The organism is Cnuella takakiae, from assembly GCF_001953305.1.
Classification (GTDB): domain Bacteria; phylum Bacteroidota; class Bacteroidia; order Chitinophagales; family Chitinophagaceae; genus Flavisolibacter; species Flavisolibacter takakiae.
Genome location: NZ_MTFE01000010.1, coordinates 2,071,529 through 2,092,096, shown reverse-complemented (window position 1 = coordinate 2,092,096; position 20,568 = coordinate 2,071,529). Strand labels below are relative to the sequence as shown.

The following is a 20,568-nucleotide window of genomic DNA, read 5'->3' as shown; positions in this document are numbered from 1 at the left end:
GCCTCATTGTAACAAGTGCGACCAGCCAGCCAGATACAACAATGCCTGGTACTCCATACGAAGCAACAGGCATTAGCATTAGCATTATAAATTATATAACTTTTAAAACGAAAAGCAAGCACCTGCTCAATCAAAAAGCAACCCTATTTCTTATTGTGCAACAACATCCATTTTGCCGTTTCATAATAAGCCGTTGCCACGGGCGACAAGGTTCTTTTTATGGAATCCACCTCCCGAATATCCAAACGGCCATGAATACTATGCACTTCCTCTTTGGGAAAATTCAGGTTTTTGGTAAAATAGAAGTCATTGGTCAGCAGTCCTATTTGCCCTTCATCGTGGTAGATGATAAAGGCATAATCGTTCTTTTTGTTTTTGTGCAACACATCGCGGCCCAAAGTAGTATTGGTGTAAGGCGTACCGGTAAGGCCCGCAATGGTGGGCAGCACGTCTACCTGCGATACCACCTCGCTACGGGTTTGTGGCTTGAGCCAACTGGGGGCAAGGAACAGCAGGGGCACGTGTTCGTCGGTCAGGCGCTCACTGGTCCACACTTCGGGATAGAGGTTGCGGGCATTACCCGACACGCCATGGTCGCCAACAAATACAAATAGGGTATTATCGTAATAAGCTTCCTTTCGGGCGGCTTCCATGAACTTGCGGAAACAATAATCCGAATACCGGAATGCATTGAACTCACCTTCCGATTCGAAACCATAGCGTTTCAGGGTATCTGGATGCACCTTGATTGCCGGAAAGGCCAGGGTATCGGCCGCCGGAATGGCAAAGGGCCGGTGGTTGCCTGCCGTTTGGATAATGGCAAAAAACGGTTCCGCGTTTTGCTTCAGCACTTCGTTGGCCTCCAGGAACAGGTCCTTATCTGAAATACCCCAAACATTTACCGGCTTTGCACTGAACTTTCCTTCGGTGTACAGTTCAACACCTTTGATATTGCGTACCAGCCCCTCGAAATTGTTGAAAGAAGGGCTGCCACCCAGGAAATACATTTTCCGGTACCCCGAAAAATCATTGACGATGGTATGCTGGTCCAGCGCCTCGGGGTTGCGGGTGCTGAACTTGGAGAGCTGTACGTCGGGAATACCGGTAAGGGTGGCAAACAAGCCGCGGGCGGTGGAAAAATGCGGGGTAAAGCAGTTTTGAAAAAACACGCCCTGCTTCCTTAAGGAGTCAAAAAACGGCGTGGTGTTCAGCGGGTTGCTGCTCATGGAGCTTTTGTACATGCTGAACGACTCGCACAGCACCAGCACCACGTTGGGTCTTTTGGTGCCCAGAGGGTTGTGGCCGGCCGCATTGCGCTGGTAATTGACCGCATCCTTGTCCAGCCCCATCCAATCTTTAACCAGCGGAAAGGCCTTGCGGGCTTCGGCTTCGTTGTATTGCGGTTTGCGGAATTTGAGGGTAGTAAAAAAGTTTTGCAATGGGTTGAGGGCAAGGTAAGAGCGAAAGCTATCCTGGAGCACAAAAGCCTGCTTCCAGGTAAGGGGTTGGAGGCCCGCATTGCCATAAACAGCAAAACCCAAAGCCGCCAGGGTGGCAAAAAAGGGCGCCCGCCGATAAGGAATTTTAAGGCCATCGGTGCGGCTGATGACATAAATATGGGTGCGTTGAAACATCCAGCGGAGCAGGAGCACCGCCACTACTAGTGCGCCTACCAGCCACACCATGGGATAGCTTTCCCAAAGCATTTCGGCCGAAATGCCGGGGTCTTCGGCAAAGTTGAGCGCCGAGGCATTGAGGCGGGTTTTGTTGTAGGAAAAACAGCCGAAGTCGGCGGCAAAGAAAAAGATCACGGTAAAAGTGGCCATGGCCAGGTAGGCCGTCCATGCCCGGGTATTGCGTACCGAGTGAAAAGGCGAATAGCGGGGCCAAAGGCTGCCCGCCACAATGGGCAGCAGCAGGATGCTGATCCAGCGCAGGTCGTAGCGCAGCCCCAGCCAAAGTGCCGGCAGCAGCCCATCCCAGCCCTGCTCTTCGGGGCCAAAGGCAAAAAGCGTCACCAGCCGGAACAAGGTAAACATCAGCACATAGATGCCCAACAGATTGGCCACCCACTGGAGGGTCTTTGGAACTTTAAGTCGGAGGAGCATGGGTAGTCAGGAAAGTTAGAAGTCCAAAAAGTCCGGAAAGACGGCAGTAAGGGTAGAAACCTCCTTCAAAGGACTGGTCTTTACTGACTTTTCTGTCTTTCCGGACTTCCGGCTCATTTCCGCGCAAAGAAACACCAATTACAGCTCAGCATACCACAATATCGATGAGTGGTTCCTATTGGCTTACATTTGCCGCATGCCCCAAGCCGAATGGTACCTGAGTATATGGCAACAAATTGATGCGCTGGACAAGCGCCTGTTCCTGCAATTGAATAGCGGCTGGACCAATGCTTTTTTCGACAGCATACTCCCTTATTTCCGCGATCCATCCTTTTGGGCGCCCTTGTACCTGCTCATGATCAGCTTTATGCTGCTCAATTTTGGCAAAAAGGGATTTCTGTGGAGCATCACCCTGCTGTGCACCCTGGCCATCACCGACCTGGTTGGCCACCGGGTGTTTAAGGAAGGTTTTGAACGGCTCCGCCCCTGCTCCGACCCCGATTTTTTTCGCTACGTACGGCTATTGGTTAAACAATGCTCCGGCGGGTACAGCTTTACCTCCAATCATGCCGCCAACCATTTCGGCATCGCCACTTTTGTTTCCGTTACCATGTACCCTACTTTCAAGAAGTGGATCTACCTGTTTTACGCCTGGGCCTTTTTTGTAGGCTATGCCCAGATTTACGTAGGTGTCCACTACCCGCTTGATGTGCTCGGCGGCGGCCTGCTGGGTATCATGGCAGGGTTGTTGACTGCAACCATTTTTACAAGCAAGGCGGGAACGATTAACTTAGCGGCATAAGCAGCCATTGGCTGTTAGCTATTGGCGGTTAGCTTTTTTGACCAAGCCAATAGCTAAAAGCTAGTAGCTACCAGCTTTTTCTTTACCAATTAACCCCTAAATGGAAATTTTCATACTGCTGGGCCTCTTTATTCTCAACGGGCTTTTTTCCATGTCGGAAATAGCACTGGTTTCAGCCCGTAAAGCAAGATTGGAGGCCCAGGCCAATAAAGGCAACAAAGCCGCAAAGGATGCTTTGGATCTTGCCAATAACCCCGACACCTTCTTATCCACCGTTCAAATAGGCATCACCCTCATCGGCATCTTCACCGGTATCTATTCGGGTGAAAAGCTCACCGACGATTTTACCGCTTTCCTGGGCCGGTTCCCGGTACTGGCGCCTTATAGCAAGGGGCTGGCCACCACCCTGATTGTTATTGTGGTTACCTATTTCTCCCTCATCCTGGGTGAGCTGGTACCCAAGCGGCTGGGCATGTCGCGGCCCGAAGCCATTGCCAAGCGCATGGCCAAACCCATGCGGGTACTCAGCATCATCACTTACCCTTTCATCTGGTTGCTGAGCAAGTCGAGCACCATCTTTGTGCGGCTGTTCCGCATCAAGGCATCCGACAACCAGGTGACCGAAGAGGAGATCAAGGCCATCATCTCGGAAGGTACCGAACACGGCGCCATCGAGGAGGCCGAGCAAGAGATCATCGAACGGGTATTTCACCTCGGCGACCGCAACATCACTTCGCTGATGACCCACCGCAGCGATATCATCTGGTTCGACATGGAAGATACCGAGGCCCGCATCCGCGAAAAGATCATTGCCGATACGCACTCCATTTACCCTATTTGCGATAGCGAGATCGATAACATCAAGGGAATGGTTTCCATCAAGGACTTGTACGTGGCCAACGACTTCACCAAGTTCAAGGAACTGATGAAGCCCGCACTGTTTGTACCCGAGAACAACACCGCCTACCAGGTAATGGAAAAGTTCAAGGAATCGAAACAGCACTCCTGTTTTATTGTAGACGAGTATGGCTCGGTGCAGGGCATGATCACGTTGAACGATATCCTGGAAGCCATTGTTGGCGACCTGCCCGAAACCGATATTGAAGATTACGACATCGTGGAACGCGAAGACGGATCTTTCCTGGTAGACGCACAAATCCCTTTTTACAACTTCCTCAACCGCTTTGATAAAACGGAGTGGCTTTCGGAAGAAGACCAGGAATACGATACCCTTGCCGGCTGTATCCTGCATGAACTGGAGCGCATTCCGCAAACCGGCGACAAGTTGGAGTGGCGCGACTTTATTTTCGAGATCATGGATATGGACGGCCACCGCATCGATAAGGTGCTGGTAACGCCCAGCCAGGAGATGCTGGAGGAGATGAGTGAAGAGTGATGAATAATGAGTAATCAGTGATGAATGATGAGTAATTAAAAATCATACACTGTTTATAAGGCCACAAAGCTGTTTGAACGTACGAACAATTAGGTTGCCTAATGACTGGATCTGTTCAAGGGTGCAGTATTGCAGTTCGTATGCTATACCAATAGCAGTATCAACCTCGATTAACGAGCCCCGGGCAACTTCATAATACCGTTTGCGTTCAGCAGCCGACCTTCGGGAACATCCTTCCGCAAGATTGAGCTGTACCGATACCACAGCTCGCCTTAACTGTTGCACCAAAGCAAACCTCTCTTCTGGTGGAAAAACACGCGAAACTCTATACACTTCTAAAACAAGGCTTTTTGAAACAGCAAAGACTTCCGTTTTGGTATGCGCAAGCTTGAGGAACATAATACCTTAAGATAATTCCTGATTCCACTTTTTGCAATACCACCAACGCCTTACCTTTCAGCCACTCATTACTCATCACTCATTACTCCTCACTCATGATTGCGTTTTCTGCCCTCATCGACAAGTTTGGCCAAATGGGTGAGAAAACCGGCTGGACCTATGTACTGGTGCCGCAGGAAATTGCGCAGCAAATAAAGCCGGATACCAGGAAAAGCTTTCGCGTAAAAGGCAAGCTGAATAGTGTGACCATAAACAGTGTGGCACTGATGCCGATGGGTGGCGGTGATTTTATTTTGGTGCTCAATGCAAACATGCGCAAACAGCTGAAACAACCGGTAGGCAGTACCATTTCTTTGCAACTTGAAGAAGACACCAGGCCCCTTACTTTGCCTGAAGATTTACTGGAATGCCTGGAAGACGAGCCGCTTGCCAAAGCCAATTTCTTTGCCCTGCCACCTTCCCACCGCCAATACTATGGCCGCTGGATTGAAGAAACCAAAACAGAAACCACCCGCACCAAACGTATTGCCCAAACCATTACGGCACTGGCAAAGAACCAGGACTATGGCGCGATGATCAGGGAAAACAAGAAGCAGGCTTGATGATGTTTTTCACGCAAAGGCGCTATGGAGCAAAGACGCAAAGTTTATTGCTTGCAATGGCGCAAGGAGTTTTGCTCGCAAAGGCGCAAAGTTTTTTGTCGTACCACCACAATCCTTGTAGGGAACCTATTGTACCATCCGTGCTTAAAGAATTACAAATCCATTTCTCTTTAACCCTTTGCGCCTCCGCGGCTTTGCATGCCCCGTTGCACCGTGGCCCCGCTGCGTCGTTCCGTTAAATTTCCTTTGCCCTTTGCTCCTTAGCGCCTTTGCGAGCAAAAATCTTTTGCGTGCAATAAACCTTTGTAGCTGGTACAAATTATGCACTGCTTTCTTGCTCCTCCCGCCAACCGGGATGATAAAAGAAGAAGGAATACCTATATGAAGCTTGCATTCCACGGTGCTGCCCAAACTGTTACGGGCTCCAAGCACCTCCTGACCCTTGAAAATGGCAAAAAGATCTTACTCGATTGTGGCATGTTTCAAGGCATGGGTAAACAAACCGACGACCTGAACGAACGTTTTGGTTTCCGCCCCGACACCATTGATTGCGTTATACTTTCCCATGCACATATTGACCATACCGGTTTATTACCCAAACTGATCAAAGAAGGGTTCAATGGCCCCATCTGGTGCACGCCGGCTACTAAGGACCTTACAGAAATACTCCTCCACGACAGCGCCGAGATCCAGCAATACGAAGCCGACTGGATCAACAAAAAACGCAAGGCTCAGGACAGGCCGCTGTACGAACCCCTGTATACCACCGACGATGTGGCCACCACCATTCAATTGATGCAAACGGTAGGTTATAACGAGTGGTTCAGCCCACTGGAAGACGTTGAAGTTTTGTTCACCAATACCGGTCACCTGGTAGGTTCGGCAGCCGTAAACCTGAAAGTAAAAGAAGGCACAAAAGAAACTACCATCTGCTTCAGCGGTGATGTGGGCCGTTATCGTTCGGTGCTGTTGCAACCTCCTGCCGAATTTCCACAGGCAGACTACATCATCCTGGAAAGTACTTATGGTAATTCTTATCACGATATTACGGCAGGCCATGTGGACGATCTGCAACGATGGATCAAAACCACCTGTACCAAGAAGGGCGGCAAGCTGGTGATACCGGCCTTTAGTGTGGGGCGCACCCAGGAGATACTGTATGCCCTCAACCAGCTGAGCCTGGAAAAAAGACTTCCCGAAGTAAAAGTGTATGTAGATAGCCCCCTTTCCATGAAGGCAACTGAAGCCATAAAGCAATACACCGATGACTTCAACGACCGTTTGCAGCAAGTGCTGAAGATTGACGATGACCCTTTTCACTTTGAAGGCCTCAACTACGTGGAAAGTGTGGAAGACAGCCGTAAACTGGTGGACCTTGAAGAACCCTGTGTGATCATCTCTGCCTCAGGCACGGCCGATGCCGGACGGGTACGCCACCACATCGGCGGCTGCCTTGCCGACGAAAAAAACACCGTGCTGATGGCAGGCTATTGCGGCGCCCAATCGCTGGGCGGGCAACTACTAAGCGGCGCCAAAGAAGTAGAGATTTTTGGCGAAGCCGCAGCCGTATCTGTGGAAGTAGGCAAACTGGCTTCCCTCAGCGCGCATGGCGATGCCGACGACCTGGTACGCTTCCTTGGCTGCCAGGATGCAGAAAAGATCAAAACCATCTTCCTGGTTCATGGCGAACATGAAGTGCAAAAAGAATTTGCCGAAAGACTGCACCGGAAAGGGTATGAACACATCACCATTCCGGGGCACCACGAGGAAGTGGAATTATGAGGAATGAGTGAGCAGTGATGAGTGAGCAGTGATGAGTAATGAGTGATGAGAATTATGTGAAGCATTTTAATTCAATAACAAGAGCCACCCGCAGTTATCCTGCTGGCGGTTCTTGTTATGCGCTGTCATGCCAAAACAAGTTCTGCATGACAGACGGTAGCAACTACTATTTCTCTTTCGTACCTAAAAATATTTACTCATCACTGATCACTGATCACTCACCTAATCACCGTCACTGTCCCCTTCTTCACAAAAGGCTCACCGGTATCGCACACCAGTTCCACCACATAAGCATAAGTTCCGGATGGGCATTGCTGTCCGCCACAGCTGCCGTTCCAACCGGCATAGCTATCGTTCAGTTGCAGGTTGCGCCCTTCATACACCAGCTTTCCCCAACGGTCATAGATCACCATTTTGCGTACCCATGCACCCTTTCCGCGAACGGAGAAAGTTTCATTCAAACCATTGCGGTCGGGGGTAAAGGCATTGGGGATAAACACCCGGCTATCCGTGCATTTCAGGTCCACAAACATCGTATCGTAAGCTACGCATCCCCAGGTGCTGGTCACCTTCAGGCTATAGCTTGTTGGCTTTCGTGGTTCAGCAAGGGTTTCAGGGCAGGTGCTGCACTGCACTTCGGTGGCCGGTTGCCACTGGTATATATTAACATCAGGGCTGGTGCGTGCCGACAGGTGCAACTCGGTGCCGGTAAGTACCAGCTGGTTGGGGGCCAGTTGCACCAGGGGCAACTCCTGTATGCGTACAGTAGCATAAGCCGTATCCTTAAAACATTGCATGGAGTCGGTACCGATTACCCGGTAGCGCGACAAACTTTTAGGTGTTGCCAGCACCTGGGCACCTGTTGTTTCACCCAGGGTACCGACAGGACCGCTCCACAGGTAGGTGGCAGCCCCTGAAGCCATGAGTTGTACCGAGGTACCCCGGCAAGTAAAAGTGTCAGCAATAGGCTTGAGCTTAAAGGGCTGCGTAACCCGTACCTGCATGCTGTCGGTTTTTTGGCAGCCAAAGAAAGAAGTAGCCGTCACCTGGTACCAGGCTGTTTGTGCAGGGTACACCACCGGTTTATCAAGCGCAGCACCCAGCAGGATGGGCTCTGCGGAGCGCCACTGGTAGCTGTAGCCACCCGTTGCCTGCAGGGTTGTTGCCAGGCCTTTACACACATGTTCGTCGCCGTTGCGGAAACCGATCACCGGGTTGGGATGTACCCACAGGGTTTGGCGGGCGGTATCCACACAACCATCGTGGGTTACAACCAGTTGTACCGGGTAAAAACCGCTATCCTTTAGGTGCAGCACCGGCGACTGCAGGGCGGTACCGCTGCGGCCATCATGCAGCAGCCATTTCCAGTTTGCCGCAGCATCGGGAATGGACGCAGTAAACCGGATATCATTTTGGGCACATACTTCGGCCCTGCCTGCAATGGCACCTTTCACCGTGCGGCGTACCACCACCGTATCGGTTGCCGTTTGCACACAACCAAAGGGCGAACGTACCGTAACGCTTACCGGGTAGCTGCCCGCACCGGCAAATGTGTAGGCAGGAGCGGAAAGGGTACTGCTGCTATCGGGGAAAAGCCAGTTGTATACCAGGGGCTGCCCCAACCTGTCGGCGGCAATGCTGGTAACACGCTGTTGGAATTGCACCTGGGCAGCATCGCAGATCTGGGCAGGAATGCCACCGATGGCCACCGCTAGGGTATCGATGATAATGGGCTGGGCCAGCTCGGCGGCTACGGAGCAGCCTGTTGAATCACTTAGCACCAGTGCAGGCTGGTAAATACCTGCTTGCTGGTAATAATGCCGGGTGACCGTATCGTGGCTTTTTAAAATGGAGCCGTCACCAAAATCCCAGAAATAATCATTTGCCGATACCACGCTGGCGTTGAACGATACCTGCTGGCGAAGACAGCCGAACTGCTTGTCGGCGAGGATATTTGCCGAAGGCCCCTTAACCGTAATGTACTCGGTGGTGGAGTCTACAACATTGTTGGCACCAAAAGTATAAAGCGTCACTTTATACACGCCCCCCATCCGGTAGGTACGTTCCGGGGTGTTCTGGTTTTCCGAAATGCTGCCATCGCCAAAGCTCCAGAGGGTACGCCGGCTGTTGCGGCTGATGTTCCTGAACTTCACCAGCATGGGCGGACAGGAGTTGTTGTTGATATAGGTAGCCGTAAAAGTGAACTTGGCATTGATATTATCGTGGTGGATGATGCCAAAAGCCGAATCGGCACAGGCGCCTTCAACGGTGCGGGCCACCAGCCGAAGGGTATCCCAGCCAATATTGGGATAACGGTACACCAGGTCGGTAACGGTAGCATGGCGGCGGCCGGCATCGTAGGTCCAGCTATAGCTGACCGCCGCCCCGGGTGCCACTTGCGAAGTATTGGTAAACTGCGCCTCCGTATTGATGGCCACAACCGTATCGGGCAACTGGAAACCGGCTTTGACGCCCAGGGCATTGAGGCCTCCTTCCAGTTGTGCAAAATGGTAACATCCATCGGCATCGATTACTTTCAGGTTCAGCGCATAATTGCCGGGAGCAGGCAGCCGCACCAGGGTATCGCCGCCAAGGCTTTGCTGTGGCAGCCATTCGCCGCCTACCTGCCACTGCCAGTTTACCAGGGCACCCGCAGAAGAATCACGCAGCTGTACCGCATTATTAAAACATACCGGCGTAATGGCGCCAATCCGTGCTGTTGGTCCCGAAAAGCGTACCGCGAAAATGTTGGAACTGTCCACACAACCAGTAATGGCCGATTTGATAAAAGCCCTGATACCCGAGCTGTTGATACGGGCACCGGAAAGCACCACCTTATAACCACTCACCCAGTTGCTGTCCAGCACCCGTATTACGCCAGTGAACGGCGAACCGTCGCCATAGGTAAGCTGGCTGAGGTGGTACTGGCTGCTGCTGGCAATAAAGTTGGTATCCAGCAGGTGCACCCCGCTGATGGTAAGGGTTACCGTATCCTCCAGGCAAACAAAGGGTTTGCTGCCACTCAGCACCGGCGTTTGTTTACCGGGAATGGGTACATAAATGGAGTCTACAGCGGTACAGTTGCCATTTACCGAAGTATGTTTTACGCGGTAAATACCCGGGGTGGCAAAACTGTGGGGTACCAGGTTCAGGGCCACCGGAACCGCCGTTTGGGTGGTACTGTCGCCAAAATCCCAGGTACCCGATACTACGCTCCGGGTATTCAGTTGCAGGAAAACCCGGTTGCGGTCCACCAGGCAATCGTGGAAAACATTCTGGATGGCCTGGAAGGGCGGGAAAACGGTAATGATATTGGTCTTTACCACCGTATCGGCACAGGCGCCGCCGCCATTGGCCACAAGGGTAACGGTATAAGTGCCCTCGCGGGTATACTTGTGTTCGTTGTACGCGTGGATGGTGGTAATCGTGTCCCAACCCGCCCCATCGCCATAGTTCCAGTAGTACTGGCGCACGGTGGTATCGCTGGTGGCGGTAAAGCCAACAGGGTTGGAACTGCACACCGTAGCAGGACCGCTGAAATCAATGTTCGGTTTGGCGTACACCGACACATATTGGTACATGGCCGAATCGGTGCAGCCTGTGGCGGTGGTAAAGGTGAGCACCACGGCATAGCGGCCGGCCTTGCTAAAGGTGTGCTGTGGCGAGGAGCCGGTAACGGCTGGGCTGCCATCGCCAAAATCCCAGCGGTAGTGGGTAAGCGCAACGGCACTTTGGGTAGCAAATCGAATCTTCAGGCCTTCGCAATCGGCGGTGCCATAGCGGCTGCTGGTAGCGGCAATCGTGATCTTTACCTCGGGGCGGATCACTGCGATGTTTTGCACCACCGTGCTGGCACAACCGGCTGCATTGCGTACGGTGAGGTTTACCGGGTAAGTGCCGTATTCTGTAAACGTATACGTTGCGGCAGGGCCATCCTGGGCAGGCTGGCCGGCCAGTTGCCAGTCGCGGGCGGCAACACCCCCGGCAGTATCCTGCAGCTGCACGGTATAAGGCAACTGGCAGGAAGCTACCGGCGCCTGCACAAATCCGCGGAGGGCGGGTGGCGCCTGCACCCGGAGGTTGGCGCTGCTCGTTGCCGCGCAACCTCCCCAGTAAGCGGTAAGACCAATGTTTTTAGTGCCGGCTGTACTGAATACCGGCGCTACCGAATCGGTGAGGGCGCTTGCCATGCCGTTATGGAAGTTCCAGCGCACCGAGTCGGCGGCGGGGCTCAGCAGGGCCTTCATCGGCACCGGGCTTTGAATACAAGCCTCCCCAGGCAGCTGGATACCTACCGAAAAATCGCCAACATTGACCAGGCCGGGCATCACCATTTCCTGAACACACCCCTGGCTGCCGGTCACCTGCAGTTTTACCGTAAAACGGCCCCGGCTGTTGTACACATGCCGCGGCGATTCAGTGGTAGCGGTGTTGCCATCGCCAAAATCCCAGCGGTAGCTGAGTGTACCCGTGCCGGTACTGGCATTGGTAAACTGCACGGCCTCACCGGGCTGGCAGAGGTATTTTTTATCGGCTGAAAAACGGGCCTGTACGCCAGGCTGCACATCGATCATGGCAGGCTGCTCCAAGGTAGTAAAACAACCCATGCTATTGGTAACGGTAAGGCTGACTGCTGCCTTTTGTACAAAATTATAGGTATGCGCAGGCGCCGCCTCCGACAAGCCCTGCGTAACGGTGCCATCGCCGAAATCCCAGGTATAGCCGGTAATGGTGCCATCGCCTGCCTGTACATTGCTGCCAAACTGCACGGCCAGCGGAAAACATCCCGCCCTGGTATTGGCGTTAAAAGTAACCGCAGGCTTACGAAACACCCGGATGGTATCCGACTTGGTAGCAGTGCTGGCGCCATCGGTAACCGTTAGGGTAACAATAAAAGCTTGCTCGGTGCGGTAGGTAGCACCTGGCGAAAACAGCGTGGAGGTATTGCCGTTCCCCAGGTTCCACTGGTAGCGGGCAGCGGCTGTGGCGCCGGTGGTTTTATTGGTAAACAAAACCGACAGCGGGGCACAACCTTCCTTACGGTCGATGGTAAAATCGGCAACCAGCTGTGCAAACAAAGCCGGTGCCGCATGGACCAATAGTATGGTGAGGAAACAACGCCAGGCGACGCGATTCACAAAGGATATTTTGGATTTCATGGAAATATGAAATCAAAAATAGATTTGTATTCCCCTGGGCACTATTTATCCGGCACCTATTCCTGCCCACTAAGGGAAATCAATCCAGGGCTTTGAGTATTTTCCGTTAGTGCGTTTACCCATTTTCAGGGCAATGAACCTTACAGGAAAGCAATTGCGGGTTATGGGTTTATTTCAGGCTCCTGTATAGGCATTGCTTTTTGGGCAAAATGAAAGTGAAGGACAAAGCCAGACCTGTTCCGGCATATGACCGCTTGGTTAAATACCTTTCTTTATTGAATTACCGGAACAGGTAAGGGCTGCCTGAAAAGGTGATTGTTTCCAGAGCAACCGGCGCGTGTAGATTTGGAAAAATGAGCATTCAGACTTTTCAACTGCCAATATTGTTTTGGCTTTGACGGATGCGCCGGAGTTGATTGCGATAACGTACCAGGCCTACTACCAGGAACAGAAGCGCCAATGCCAGGAACATATAGGTAAGTCCCCAACTAAAGGCTTGGGGCATCAGCTGGTGTAGCGAAATACCGGCAACACTGAAGTAAAGCGCCGTGCGGATAAAAGACAGCAGGGTGCGGTCGTTGGCCATAAGGGTTCGCTCCACAGCCAGCAGGTCATTCAGCCCTGGCTGGGGCTTTTGCGGGGGCTCCTGATTGAACATAATTGCTTGCTTACAAAAGCCGGTCCACTAAAACTGGAAACTGGCGCTATGTGCCGGGAAATTGAGCTTATTGCTTTTGCGCTGCCCCCCCACCGTTACATGCATGATATTGATTTGTTCCGGTGTAAAATCGTGGAGGATGCTGTTTTCAATGTCCAGCTTTTTTACCGCCGGCACGCCGGCACTTTCAAAATAGGCATATACCGATTCGGCTTCTTTTTCAAAACCAATAAACTTGAGGGCTGCCGGCTTGCCGCCCACCAGTATGCGCAGGTGCTGCTGGAAATATTGGTTCACCAGGGCTTCGTTTTGCTGTTGCTGGGCGGCATTGGAGAGGTCCACGGTCTTGCGGCTGGTTTTCTTCAGCACCTCCTCCAGATCTTCCATAAAAACCTTGCAGCTGACCTCCAGGGTTTTGTCGGCAGCATTGTGGTTGATCTCGGTTACCCCGATATAAAACGGGTGGAATGCGGGCTTAGGGCTAAGCGCAGTGCCCGTTATCCAAAGCAGGGGCAGGATCAGGATCAAACACCATTTATGAAGGGAACGCAACATGTATTTGTTCTGTTTTCAGGATACAAATGTGGAGCTTATTTAAAATAGGGCCTCGTTAAAACTTGCTTAGCGGTTGTCACCCTTGTGCAATCGGGCAACAGCATCGGTAGCGGGAACAACAATGTGAACAGCAGGCTCCGCCTCCTCTTTTCCCGGCAGCCGCTCCAGTGCCATTTGCAGCGACAGGCTAAAAACGGCAGCCGAAATAAACAGCACCCATTCCCTGCGCGGTACCTTCAGCACCTGTACAAAAAAGTGCGACAACAGGAGGATGATGGTTACGATGATTACCTGCCCGGCTTCCAGTCCCACGTTGAACCCAAAGAGCGCCCAGGCCAGGCTTTGGTCCTGCGCCAATATAAACCGAAGGGTATTGGCAAAGCCCAGCCCGTGGATCAGCCCGAAGAACAAGGCCAGGAAATAGTTGAGGCGGATGGCCCGGTGGTTAAAGCTTTTCTGGAACAGGTTGCTCACCGCCGTGATGACGATGGTGCAGGGAATGAGGAACTCCACCAGTGCCGTTGGTACCGAAATGATATGGAGGGCGCTCAGCGCCAGCGTAATGCTGTGGCCGATGGTAAAGGCCGTAACCAGTACCAGTACTTTTTTCCAGTCCTGCAGCAGGTAAATGGCCGCCAGCACCAGTACAAACAGGATGTGGTCGAGGGCGTCGATACTCATGATGTGTTCCCAGCCCAGGCTGAAGTAAAAGGAAAAATCGCTCATGGGCGGGCAAGATAAGAGGAAATGTGATTAGGGATTGGTGATTGGGTGATTGGGTATTAGGAATTGGGACTCGGGAGTTTCCGAATGAGGAACGTCATTGCGAAGCGCCGTTTGGGTGTGAACATACACAACCACCCGCGGCGCTGAAGCAATCTCCGCCACCTACAGGTTCCTGAGCGAACAGCTTTGGGTGTCTTACAGCAGCTGGGGATTGCTTCAGCGCCGCAAGTGGTTACGTTTCAGGAGTTACTGCTAGCGCTTCGCAATGACGCCCGCTCATAAGCTATTTACATTCCTCCGTACCTTAAATGCTTTTACTAATCACTAATCACTACCGCTCATCATTTACTCCCGTCTTTCCGGACTTTTCGGACTATCGACTTCCTTCTTTCCTTATATTGCAAGCTCACTATTTTTCCCAATCAGAACACATGAAAAAAACGCTCCTTGCGTGCAGCATGGCCTTCCTGACCAGTGGCTTGCTGGCCCAGAACACGCAAAACAACCCGGGCTCCAATCATGCCAACAAGTTCGAGCAGCTGGGCGGCATCCTGCCCACGCCCAACGAATACCGTACGGCATCGGGTGCACCCGGTCCGAAGTACTGGCAGCAGCGCGCCGACTACGACATCAAGGCTAGCCTCGACGAAAAAGCCCTGAAGCTTACCGGCTCGGAAACCATCACTTATTTCAACAACTCGCCCGATGTGCTCACCTACCTGTGGCTGCAGATGGACGAGAATGAGCATTCCTCTACCAAGAACGCCAACTACCAGAGCTCCAACCCCCTGCCCCGCCAAACAAGCGCAGGCATGCTCCAGGGCATGGAAGACGAGAAAAAGGACAATGGCTTTGGGTTCAACATCACCAGAATCACCGACGCTACCGGCAAAACGCTGCGCTCTGTGCTCAACAAAACCATGATGCGTGTGGACCTGCCCGCGCCACTGAAGCCGGGTCAGCAGTTCAAGCTCAATATCGACTGGAATTACAAGATCACCGACCGCATGGCCCAGGGTGGCCGCGGTGGTTATGAGTTTTTCCCCGAAGACAAGAACTACCTCTTTACCATGAGCCAGTGGTATCCCCGCCTGGCTGTGTACAGTGATTTCCAGGGATGGCAGCACCACCAGTTTACCGGCCGTGGCGAGTTTGCCCTCACCTTCGGCAACTTCAAGGTGGCCATGACCGTACCCGCCGACCACGTGGTAGGTTCTACCGGTGAGTGCCAGAACTATGCACAGGTGCTGACACCTGCCCAGCTGGCCCGCTGGACCAAGGCCCAGACCGCCAAGGACGTAGTGGAAGTGGTAACCCTCGACGAGGCCAAGGCCAACGAGAAAGAAGGTACTACCGCTAGTAAAACCTGGGTGTACACCGCCAACAACGTACGCGACTTTGCCTGGACCTCCAGCCGCAAATTTGTTTGGGACGCCATGCCCATCTCCGTTGAAGGCAAGAAAGTAATGTGTATGTCGTTTTACGGCAAGGAGGCTTATGGCCTGTACCGCCCCTACTCTACCAAGGCGGTAGCACATACCATCAAAACCTATTCAAACTTCACCATTCCTTACCCCTACCCTGTCGCACAAAGCGTAGAAGCAGCCAACGGTATGGAATATCCCATGATCTGCTTCAACTATGGCCGCACCGAGAAGGACGGCACCTATAGCGAAAGCACCAAGTACGGCATGCTGGGCGTGATCATCCACGAAGTGGGCCACAACTTCTTCCCCATGATCATCAACTCCGATGAGCGCCAGTGGAGCTGGATGGATGAAGGCCTGAACACTTTTGTGGAGTACCTGGCCGAGGAGCTGTGGGACAACAAGTTCCCCACCCGCCGCGGTCCCGCCTTCGCCATCACCGATTACATGAAGCTCCCCAAGGACCAGCTGGAGCCCATCATGACCAATTCGGAGAACATCATCGGCTTTGGCCCCAACGCATATGCCAAGCCCGCTACCGGCCTGAACATCCTGCGTGAGACCATCATGGGCCGCGAGCTGTTCGACTACAGCTTTAAAGAGTACGCACGCCGCTGGGCCTTCAAACACCCCACGCCCGCCGACCTGTTCCGCACCCTCGAAGACGCTTCTGCCGAAGACCTCGACTGGTTCTGGAGAGGCTGGTTCTACAGCACCGATGTTACCGACATTTCGCTGGACAGCGTACGTTATGCAAAGGCCGACTTCAACGGCACTTCGCCCCGCTTCCGCGACACCACGGTGATGCAGCCCCTGGCCAAGCCCCAGGTGCCCACCTTCGACGATATCAGCAAGGTGCGCAACCGCGAAGACAAGAACATTCGTTTCCAGACCGATGTGGATACTTCGCTGCGTGATTTCTACTGGCGCTATGCCCGTGGCCAGGAAGCCTACGACAGCACCCGCTACCCCGTAGCTATTCCTGCTTCGCTGGAGCCCATGGACGAAGCCACCAAGGCCAAGTTTGCCAACAAGCATTTTTACGAACTGCAGTTCAGCAACAAAGGCGGACTGGTGATGCCCCTCATCATCGAGTGGACCTTCAAGGACGGCTCTAAAGAGATCGACCGCATTCCTGCACAGGTATGGCGTTACAACGAGAACAAGGTGACCAAGTCGTTTATGAAAGACAAAGAGGTAGCCTCCATCAAGCTGGACCCCATGCGGGAAACTGCCGACATCAATGAAAGCAACAACAGCTGGGGCGCAGCAACTGCCGAGCCCAGCCGCTTCCAGGTGTTCAAGCAAAAGGCCGGCGCCGTACGCGGACAAAGCGTAGGTGTGAACCCCATGCAGAAAGCACAGGAGAAGAAAGGATTCTAAGCCTCCCCCCAGCCCCCTCCGGTGGAGGGGGTGATGGAACCCGATAATATGGAGCCCCCGTAGTGTTGCGGGGGCTTCTTTTTGATAAAACCACGGAGCCAGTTACGACACTGAGGTACACGGTTTAAAGTTTTGCGTCTTTGCTACTTAGCGCCTTTGCGTGAAACCTCCGCGTCCTCCGCTCCTCTGCGCCCTCCTCCGCGTGAAACAATTCAGACAGCAGGAAAAAAGACCATCTCTGTGCAACTCCCTGTCCTCCCTGTCTCCGTGGTTTAAAACAATACCATGATCCAACAACTATACACCCGTACGAAAAAAGCAGCCATCGGCCTCTCCGCCGTACTGCTGCTCCACAGCACCACACAAGCCCAAAACAAGGACTCTCTTTTTGTGCAGGCGGTGATGAAAGAAGTGATGAACAACAGCCAGCTCCAACCCCTGGCGCAGGAACTGATCGACGGCATCGGTCCCCGCCTGGTGGGTACGCCGCAGATGCAGAAGGCCCACGACTGGGCTGTGGCCAAATACAAGGATTGGGGTGTGACCGCCCGCAACGAAAAATGGGGTGAATGGCGCGGCTGGGAACGCGGCATTTCGCACATCGACATGGTGCACCCCCGCGTGAAATCCCTCGAAGGCATGCAGCTGGCCTGGAGCCCAAGTACCAATGGCAAGACCATCACCGGCGAAACCATTCTCCTGCCCCTGCTCGCCGACTCCGTTGCATTCAAACAATGGCTGCCTTCGGTAAAAGGCAGGTTCGTGCTCCTGTCGGCCCTGCAGCCCAGCGGCCGCCCCGATTACAACCTGGAGCAATGGGGTTTGAAAGAAACCGTTGACAAGATCCGCAACGAACGCCGCACCGCTGCTGCCGACTGGGCCAAGCGCATTGGCAATACCGGCCTGAACACCCGCACCCTTGCACTGGCCCTGGAAAGCGCCGGTGCAGCCGGAATTGTGCAAAGCAACTGGAGCCAGGGTTTTGGTGTAAACAAAATTTTCAGCGCCAGCACCAAAAAGATTCCCACTGTTGATATTGCCCTGGAAGACTATGGCCTATTATACCGCCTTACTGAAAGCGGTCAGAAGCCCCGCATCAGCGTACGTGCCGACGCCAAAGAGCTGGGCGTGGTGCCCACCTTCAATACCATTGCAGAAATCCGTGGTACTGAAAAACCCGAGGAATACGTGATGCTATCTGCACACTTCGACAGCTGGGACGGCGGCACCGGCGCTACCGACAACGGCACCGGCACCATCACCATGATGGAAGCCATGCGCATCCTCAAAAAGCTGTACCCCAATCCCAAGCGCACCATCCTGGTGGGCCACTGGGGCAGCGAGGAGCAGGGCCTCAATGGTTCCCGCGCTTTTGTGGAAGACCATCCTGAAATTGTAAATAAACTGCAGGCCCTTTTCAACCAGGACAATGGCACCGGCCGTGTGGTGAACCTGTCGGGACAGGGTTACCTCTATGCCCACGACTACCTCCAGCGCTGGCTGGCGCCCGCCCCCGACAGCGTGAAGAACCGCATTCAGACCTCCTTCCCCGGCACACCCGGTGGCGGCGGCTCCGACCATGCCTCTTTTGTGGCAGCCGGTGCACCCGCCTTCTCGCTTAGCTCACTGAGCTGGAGCTATGGCAACTATACCTGGCATACCAACCGCGACACCTACGATAAGATCGTGTGGGACGATGTACAAAACAACGTGCTCCTTACCGTTATACTCGCCTATATGGCCAGCGAAGATGCGCAAACAACACCCCGCGAAAAAGCCTTGCTGCCCGTGAACAGCAATGGCAAACGCGGCGAATGGCCGGCACAACGCAAAGCTACCCGCAGGGGCGGGCTGGATTAGCCGGGTTGCCGGTTGCCAATTACCGGTTGCAGGTACCTGGTTGCAGGTGACTTGATGATCGGCAAAAGCCGATAGCAATTAATCAGATAGAAGGGGATGCCGACATACGTCGGCATGACGGTGCCTGTGTGTTCTGTCATGCCGAACTTGTTTCGGCATCCCCTGCTACTTTGTACCCTCACTTCAGAAACAGAAGGAATGCCCATCCAGCTTCAATGGACACGGCACAATGCCATGCATTGCTGCACATCAATTCCGGGCCAAAGCGATAGGCTATGCAACAAGCTTGAATGTTGGACCCTGGATAAGTGAAGGGTAGGCAAAGTGGGAAAGAGTAGGGATATACTAGGGATATAGTAGGGACATCCTAGGGAGAAGGTAGGAAGAACACGGGGACAAGGATGACACAAAAGGCCTGCATAAAACCTTTGATCGGCACCGCCACTTGACGGGGCTTGCACGTCTTTGTACTTTCAGGAGATGGGACCTAAACTAACCTTACGACCACTAATCCTTAACGGAGCGGAATGTATTGCACTGCAGTTTGCCCCCGATAAGATCACCGAAGGATTGGTTAGGCGGATCCCCAAGGTAAAATGGAGCCAGCCGCACCGGTGCTGGTACCTGCCCATGACACCTGAAGCTTACCGTAAAGCCCACAACCTGCTGGCCAATGAGGTAGCGTGGGAAGAAACCGCCCTCCGGCAGTACGGTGAGCGGCGAAAAGCCATCATGGCCACCTATCCACAAAAAGATGGCGTATTAAAACCTGCCACCATCGCCAACTCACCCGCCTGGCAACTCAGCGACCACAATCTTTCCGAACTGGTGCGATTTGTACAACAGATCAAACTACAGGCTTACAGCAACAGTACGCTTACCACTTACCGCAATGAACTGCTCCAATTGATGAAGCTTTTAAAGAAACGCGCCATAGACAGCCTCACAGCCGATGATATGCGGCGTTACATGGTGTACTGCATGGAAAAAGAAGGCATTTCGGAACAGACGGCCCACAGCCGCATCAATGCCATCAAGTTTTATTTCGAACAGGTGTTGGGCCGCGACAAGTTCTTTTGGGAGATACCCCGGCCTAAAAAACCGGTACTGTTGCCCAAAGTTTTAGGCGAGCGGGAATTGGAGCGCCTTTTTGTGGCAGCAGGCACCCTGAAGCACAAAGCCATCCTGTTTACGGCCTACAGTGCCGGTTTGCGGGTAAGCGAGGTCGTAGGCCTGCGGCTTGCCGATATCGACAGCGACCGGATGCAAATACTGGTAGCACAGAGCAAGGGCAAGAAAGACCGTTATGTTGGGCTAAGTGTATTGTTGCTGGATATCCTGCGGGCTTATATCCGACACTCAAGTCCGCGGCCACAGGTATTTCTTTTCGAAGGCCCCGTTGCAGGTACGCCACTCAGTGCACGCACGGCACAACATGTTTTTAATGAAGCCAAAAAAGCCGCAGGCATCCGCAAACAGGTAAGCTTTCATGCCCTTCGGCACAGCTTTGCTACCCACCTGCTGGAAAAGGGTATTGACATCAAATACATCAAAGACCTGTTGGGCCATTTCCAGATCCGTACCACGGAGCGCTACCTGCATGTCAAACGCCAGGACCTCATCCAGATTGTCAACCCGCTGGACGAACTCTACCGCAACAAAACCTTTCGCCTTTGAATGCTCTGCGGCTTTACGCAAGCAACTATTTTTT

Annotated in this window: 13 protein-coding genes; 7 read left to right on the top strand and 6 right to left on the bottom strand. The window is 53.2% G+C overall.

Annotation, left to right across the window (positions count from 1 at the left end):
* Positions 1 to 143: 143 nt before the first annotated feature.
* A complete protein-coding gene (locus tag BUE76_RS09205; RefSeq protein WP_083596471.1) occupies positions 144 to 2,108 on the bottom strand; it encodes an LTA synthase family protein in 1,965 nt (654 codons plus the stop codon).
* 196 nt (positions 2,109 to 2,304) lie between these two features.
* On the opposite strand from BUE76_RS09205, the gene BUE76_RS09200 reads away from it, so the two are divergent.
* Together BUE76_RS09200 and BUE76_RS09195 are read left to right on the top strand one after the other, a co-directional pair.
* The gene (locus BUE76_RS09200; RefSeq protein ID WP_143157281.1) at positions 2,305 to 2,910 is read left to right on the top strand and encodes a phosphatase PAP2 family protein; all 606 of its coding nucleotides are present in this window, start codon (positions 2,305 to 2,307) and stop codon (positions 2,908 to 2,910) included.
* Between the two features lie 100 nt (positions 2,911 to 3,010).
* Positions 3,011 to 4,306 carry a hemolysin family protein gene (locus BUE76_RS09195; protein WP_073042398.1) on the top strand — a complete coding sequence of 432 codons (1,296 nt, stop codon included), beginning with the start codon at positions 3,011 to 3,013 and terminating at the stop codon, positions 4,304 to 4,306.
* A 42-nt stretch (positions 4,307 to 4,348) separates the two neighbouring features.
* On the opposite strand, the gene BUE76_RS09190 is transcribed toward BUE76_RS09195, so the two are convergent.
* The gene (locus BUE76_RS09190; RefSeq protein ID WP_073042400.1) at positions 4,349 to 4,705 is read right to left on the bottom strand and encodes a four helix bundle protein; all 357 of its coding nucleotides are present in this window, start codon (positions 4,703 to 4,705) and stop codon (positions 4,349 to 4,351) included.
* Positions 4,706 to 4,800: 95 nt separating this feature from the next.
* Here BUE76_RS09190 and BUE76_RS09185 point away from each other — a divergent pair, with 95 nt between their 5' ends.
* Positions 4,801 to 5,307 (top strand): YdeI/OmpD-associated family protein, encoded by a 507-nt coding sequence (locus BUE76_RS09185; RefSeq protein WP_073042402.1) that lies wholly within the window; start codon positions 4,801 to 4,803, stop codon positions 5,305 to 5,307.
* A gap of 381 nt (positions 5,308 to 5,688) precedes the next feature.
* Positions 5,689 to 7,089 carry an MBL fold metallo-hydrolase gene (locus BUE76_RS09180; RefSeq protein WP_073042404.1) on the top strand — a complete coding sequence of 467 codons (1,401 nt, stop codon included), beginning with the start codon at positions 5,689 to 5,691 and terminating at the stop codon, positions 7,087 to 7,089.
* A 218-nt stretch (positions 7,090 to 7,307) separates the two neighbouring features.
* Here the strand turns inward: BUE76_RS09180 and BUE76_RS09175 are convergent, their stop codons facing one another.
* The 4 genes from BUE76_RS09175 to BUE76_RS09160 all read right to left on the bottom strand — a co-directional run bounded on the left by BUE76_RS09175 (position 7,308) and on the right by BUE76_RS09160 (position 14,187).
* Positions 7,308 to 12,227 (bottom strand): PKD domain-containing protein, encoded by a 4,920-nt coding sequence (locus BUE76_RS09175; RefSeq protein ID WP_158069945.1) that lies wholly within the window; start codon positions 12,225 to 12,227, stop codon positions 7,308 to 7,310.
* A gap of 391 nt (positions 12,228 to 12,618) precedes the next feature.
* Positions 12,619 to 12,906, bottom strand: coding sequence for a DUF202 domain-containing protein (locus BUE76_RS09170; protein ID WP_073042409.1), 288 nt, complete (start codon positions 12,904 to 12,906; stop codon positions 12,619 to 12,621).
* A 27-nt stretch (positions 12,907 to 12,933) separates the two neighbouring features.
* Positions 12,934 to 13,461, bottom strand: a complete 528-nt coding sequence (locus BUE76_RS09165; protein WP_073042412.1) for a DUF6702 family protein — start codon at positions 13,459 to 13,461, stop codon at positions 12,934 to 12,936.
* Between the two features lie 66 nt (positions 13,462 to 13,527).
* The gene (locus tag BUE76_RS09160) at positions 13,528 to 14,187 is read right to left on the bottom strand and encodes a HupE/UreJ family protein (RefSeq protein WP_073042414.1); all 660 of its coding nucleotides are present in this window, start codon (positions 14,185 to 14,187) and stop codon (positions 13,528 to 13,530) included.
* Positions 14,188 to 14,618: 431 nt separating this feature from the next.
* Here BUE76_RS09160 and BUE76_RS09155 point away from each other — a divergent pair, with 431 nt between their 5' ends.
* The 3 genes from BUE76_RS09155 to BUE76_RS09145 all read left to right on the top strand — a co-directional run bounded on the left by BUE76_RS09155 (position 14,619) and on the right by BUE76_RS09145 (position 20,534).
* Entirely contained in the window at positions 14,619 to 16,997 is a 2,379-nt protein-coding gene (locus tag BUE76_RS09155; protein WP_073042416.1) for a M1 family metallopeptidase, read from the top strand.
* 285 nt (positions 16,998 to 17,282) lie between these two features.
* The gene (locus BUE76_RS09150; RefSeq protein ID WP_073042417.1) at positions 17,283 to 18,857 is read left to right on the top strand and encodes a M20/M25/M40 family metallo-hydrolase; all 1,575 of its coding nucleotides are present in this window, start codon (positions 17,283 to 17,285) and stop codon (positions 18,855 to 18,857) included.
* Positions 18,858 to 19,337: 480 nt separating this feature from the next.
* Complete coding sequence (locus BUE76_RS09145; protein WP_073042654.1) at positions 19,338 to 20,534, top strand: tyrosine-type recombinase/integrase; 1,197 nt, start codon at positions 19,338 to 19,340, stop codon at positions 20,532 to 20,534.
* Positions 20,535 to 20,568: the final 34 nt, after the last annotated feature.

Excerpts from the sequence above, each read along its gene's own strand:
- BUE76_RS09205 (WP_083596471.1), bottom strand. The coding sequence starts at position 2,108 with ATGCTCCTCCGACTTAAAGTTCCAAAGACCCTCCAGTGGGTGGCCAAT.
- BUE76_RS09200 (WP_143157281.1), top strand. The coding sequence starts at position 2,305 with ATGCCCCAAGCCGAATGGTACCTGAGTATATGGCAACAAATTGATGCG.
- BUE76_RS09195 (WP_073042398.1), top strand. The coding sequence starts at position 3,011 with ATGGAAATTTTCATACTGCTGGGCCTCTTTATTCTCAACGGGCTTTTT.
- BUE76_RS09190 (WP_073042400.1), bottom strand. The coding sequence starts at position 4,705 with ATGTTCCTCAAGCTTGCGCATACCAAAACGGAAGTCTTTGCTGTTTCA.
- BUE76_RS09185 (WP_073042402.1), top strand. The coding sequence starts at position 4,801 with ATGATTGCGTTTTCTGCCCTCATCGACAAGTTTGGCCAAATGGGTGAG.
- BUE76_RS09180 (WP_073042404.1), top strand. The coding sequence starts at position 5,689 with ATGAAGCTTGCATTCCACGGTGCTGCCCAAACTGTTACGGGCTCCAAG.
- BUE76_RS09170 (WP_073042409.1), bottom strand. The coding sequence starts at position 12,906 with ATGTTCAATCAGGAGCCCCCGCAAAAGCCCCAGCCAGGGCTGAATGAC.
- BUE76_RS09165 (WP_073042412.1), bottom strand. The coding sequence starts at position 13,461 with ATGTTGCGTTCCCTTCATAAATGGTGTTTGATCCTGATCCTGCCCCTG.
- BUE76_RS09160 (WP_073042414.1), bottom strand. The coding sequence starts at position 14,187 with ATGAGCGATTTTTCCTTTTACTTCAGCCTGGGCTGGGAACACATCATG.
- BUE76_RS09155 (WP_073042416.1), top strand. The coding sequence starts at position 14,619 with ATGAAAAAAACGCTCCTTGCGTGCAGCATGGCCTTCCTGACCAGTGGC.
- BUE76_RS09150 (WP_073042417.1), top strand. The coding sequence starts at position 17,283 with ATGATCCAACAACTATACACCCGTACGAAAAAAGCAGCCATCGGCCTC.
- BUE76_RS09145 (WP_073042654.1), top strand. The coding sequence starts at position 19,338 with ATGGGACCTAAACTAACCTTACGACCACTAATCCTTAACGGAGCGGAA.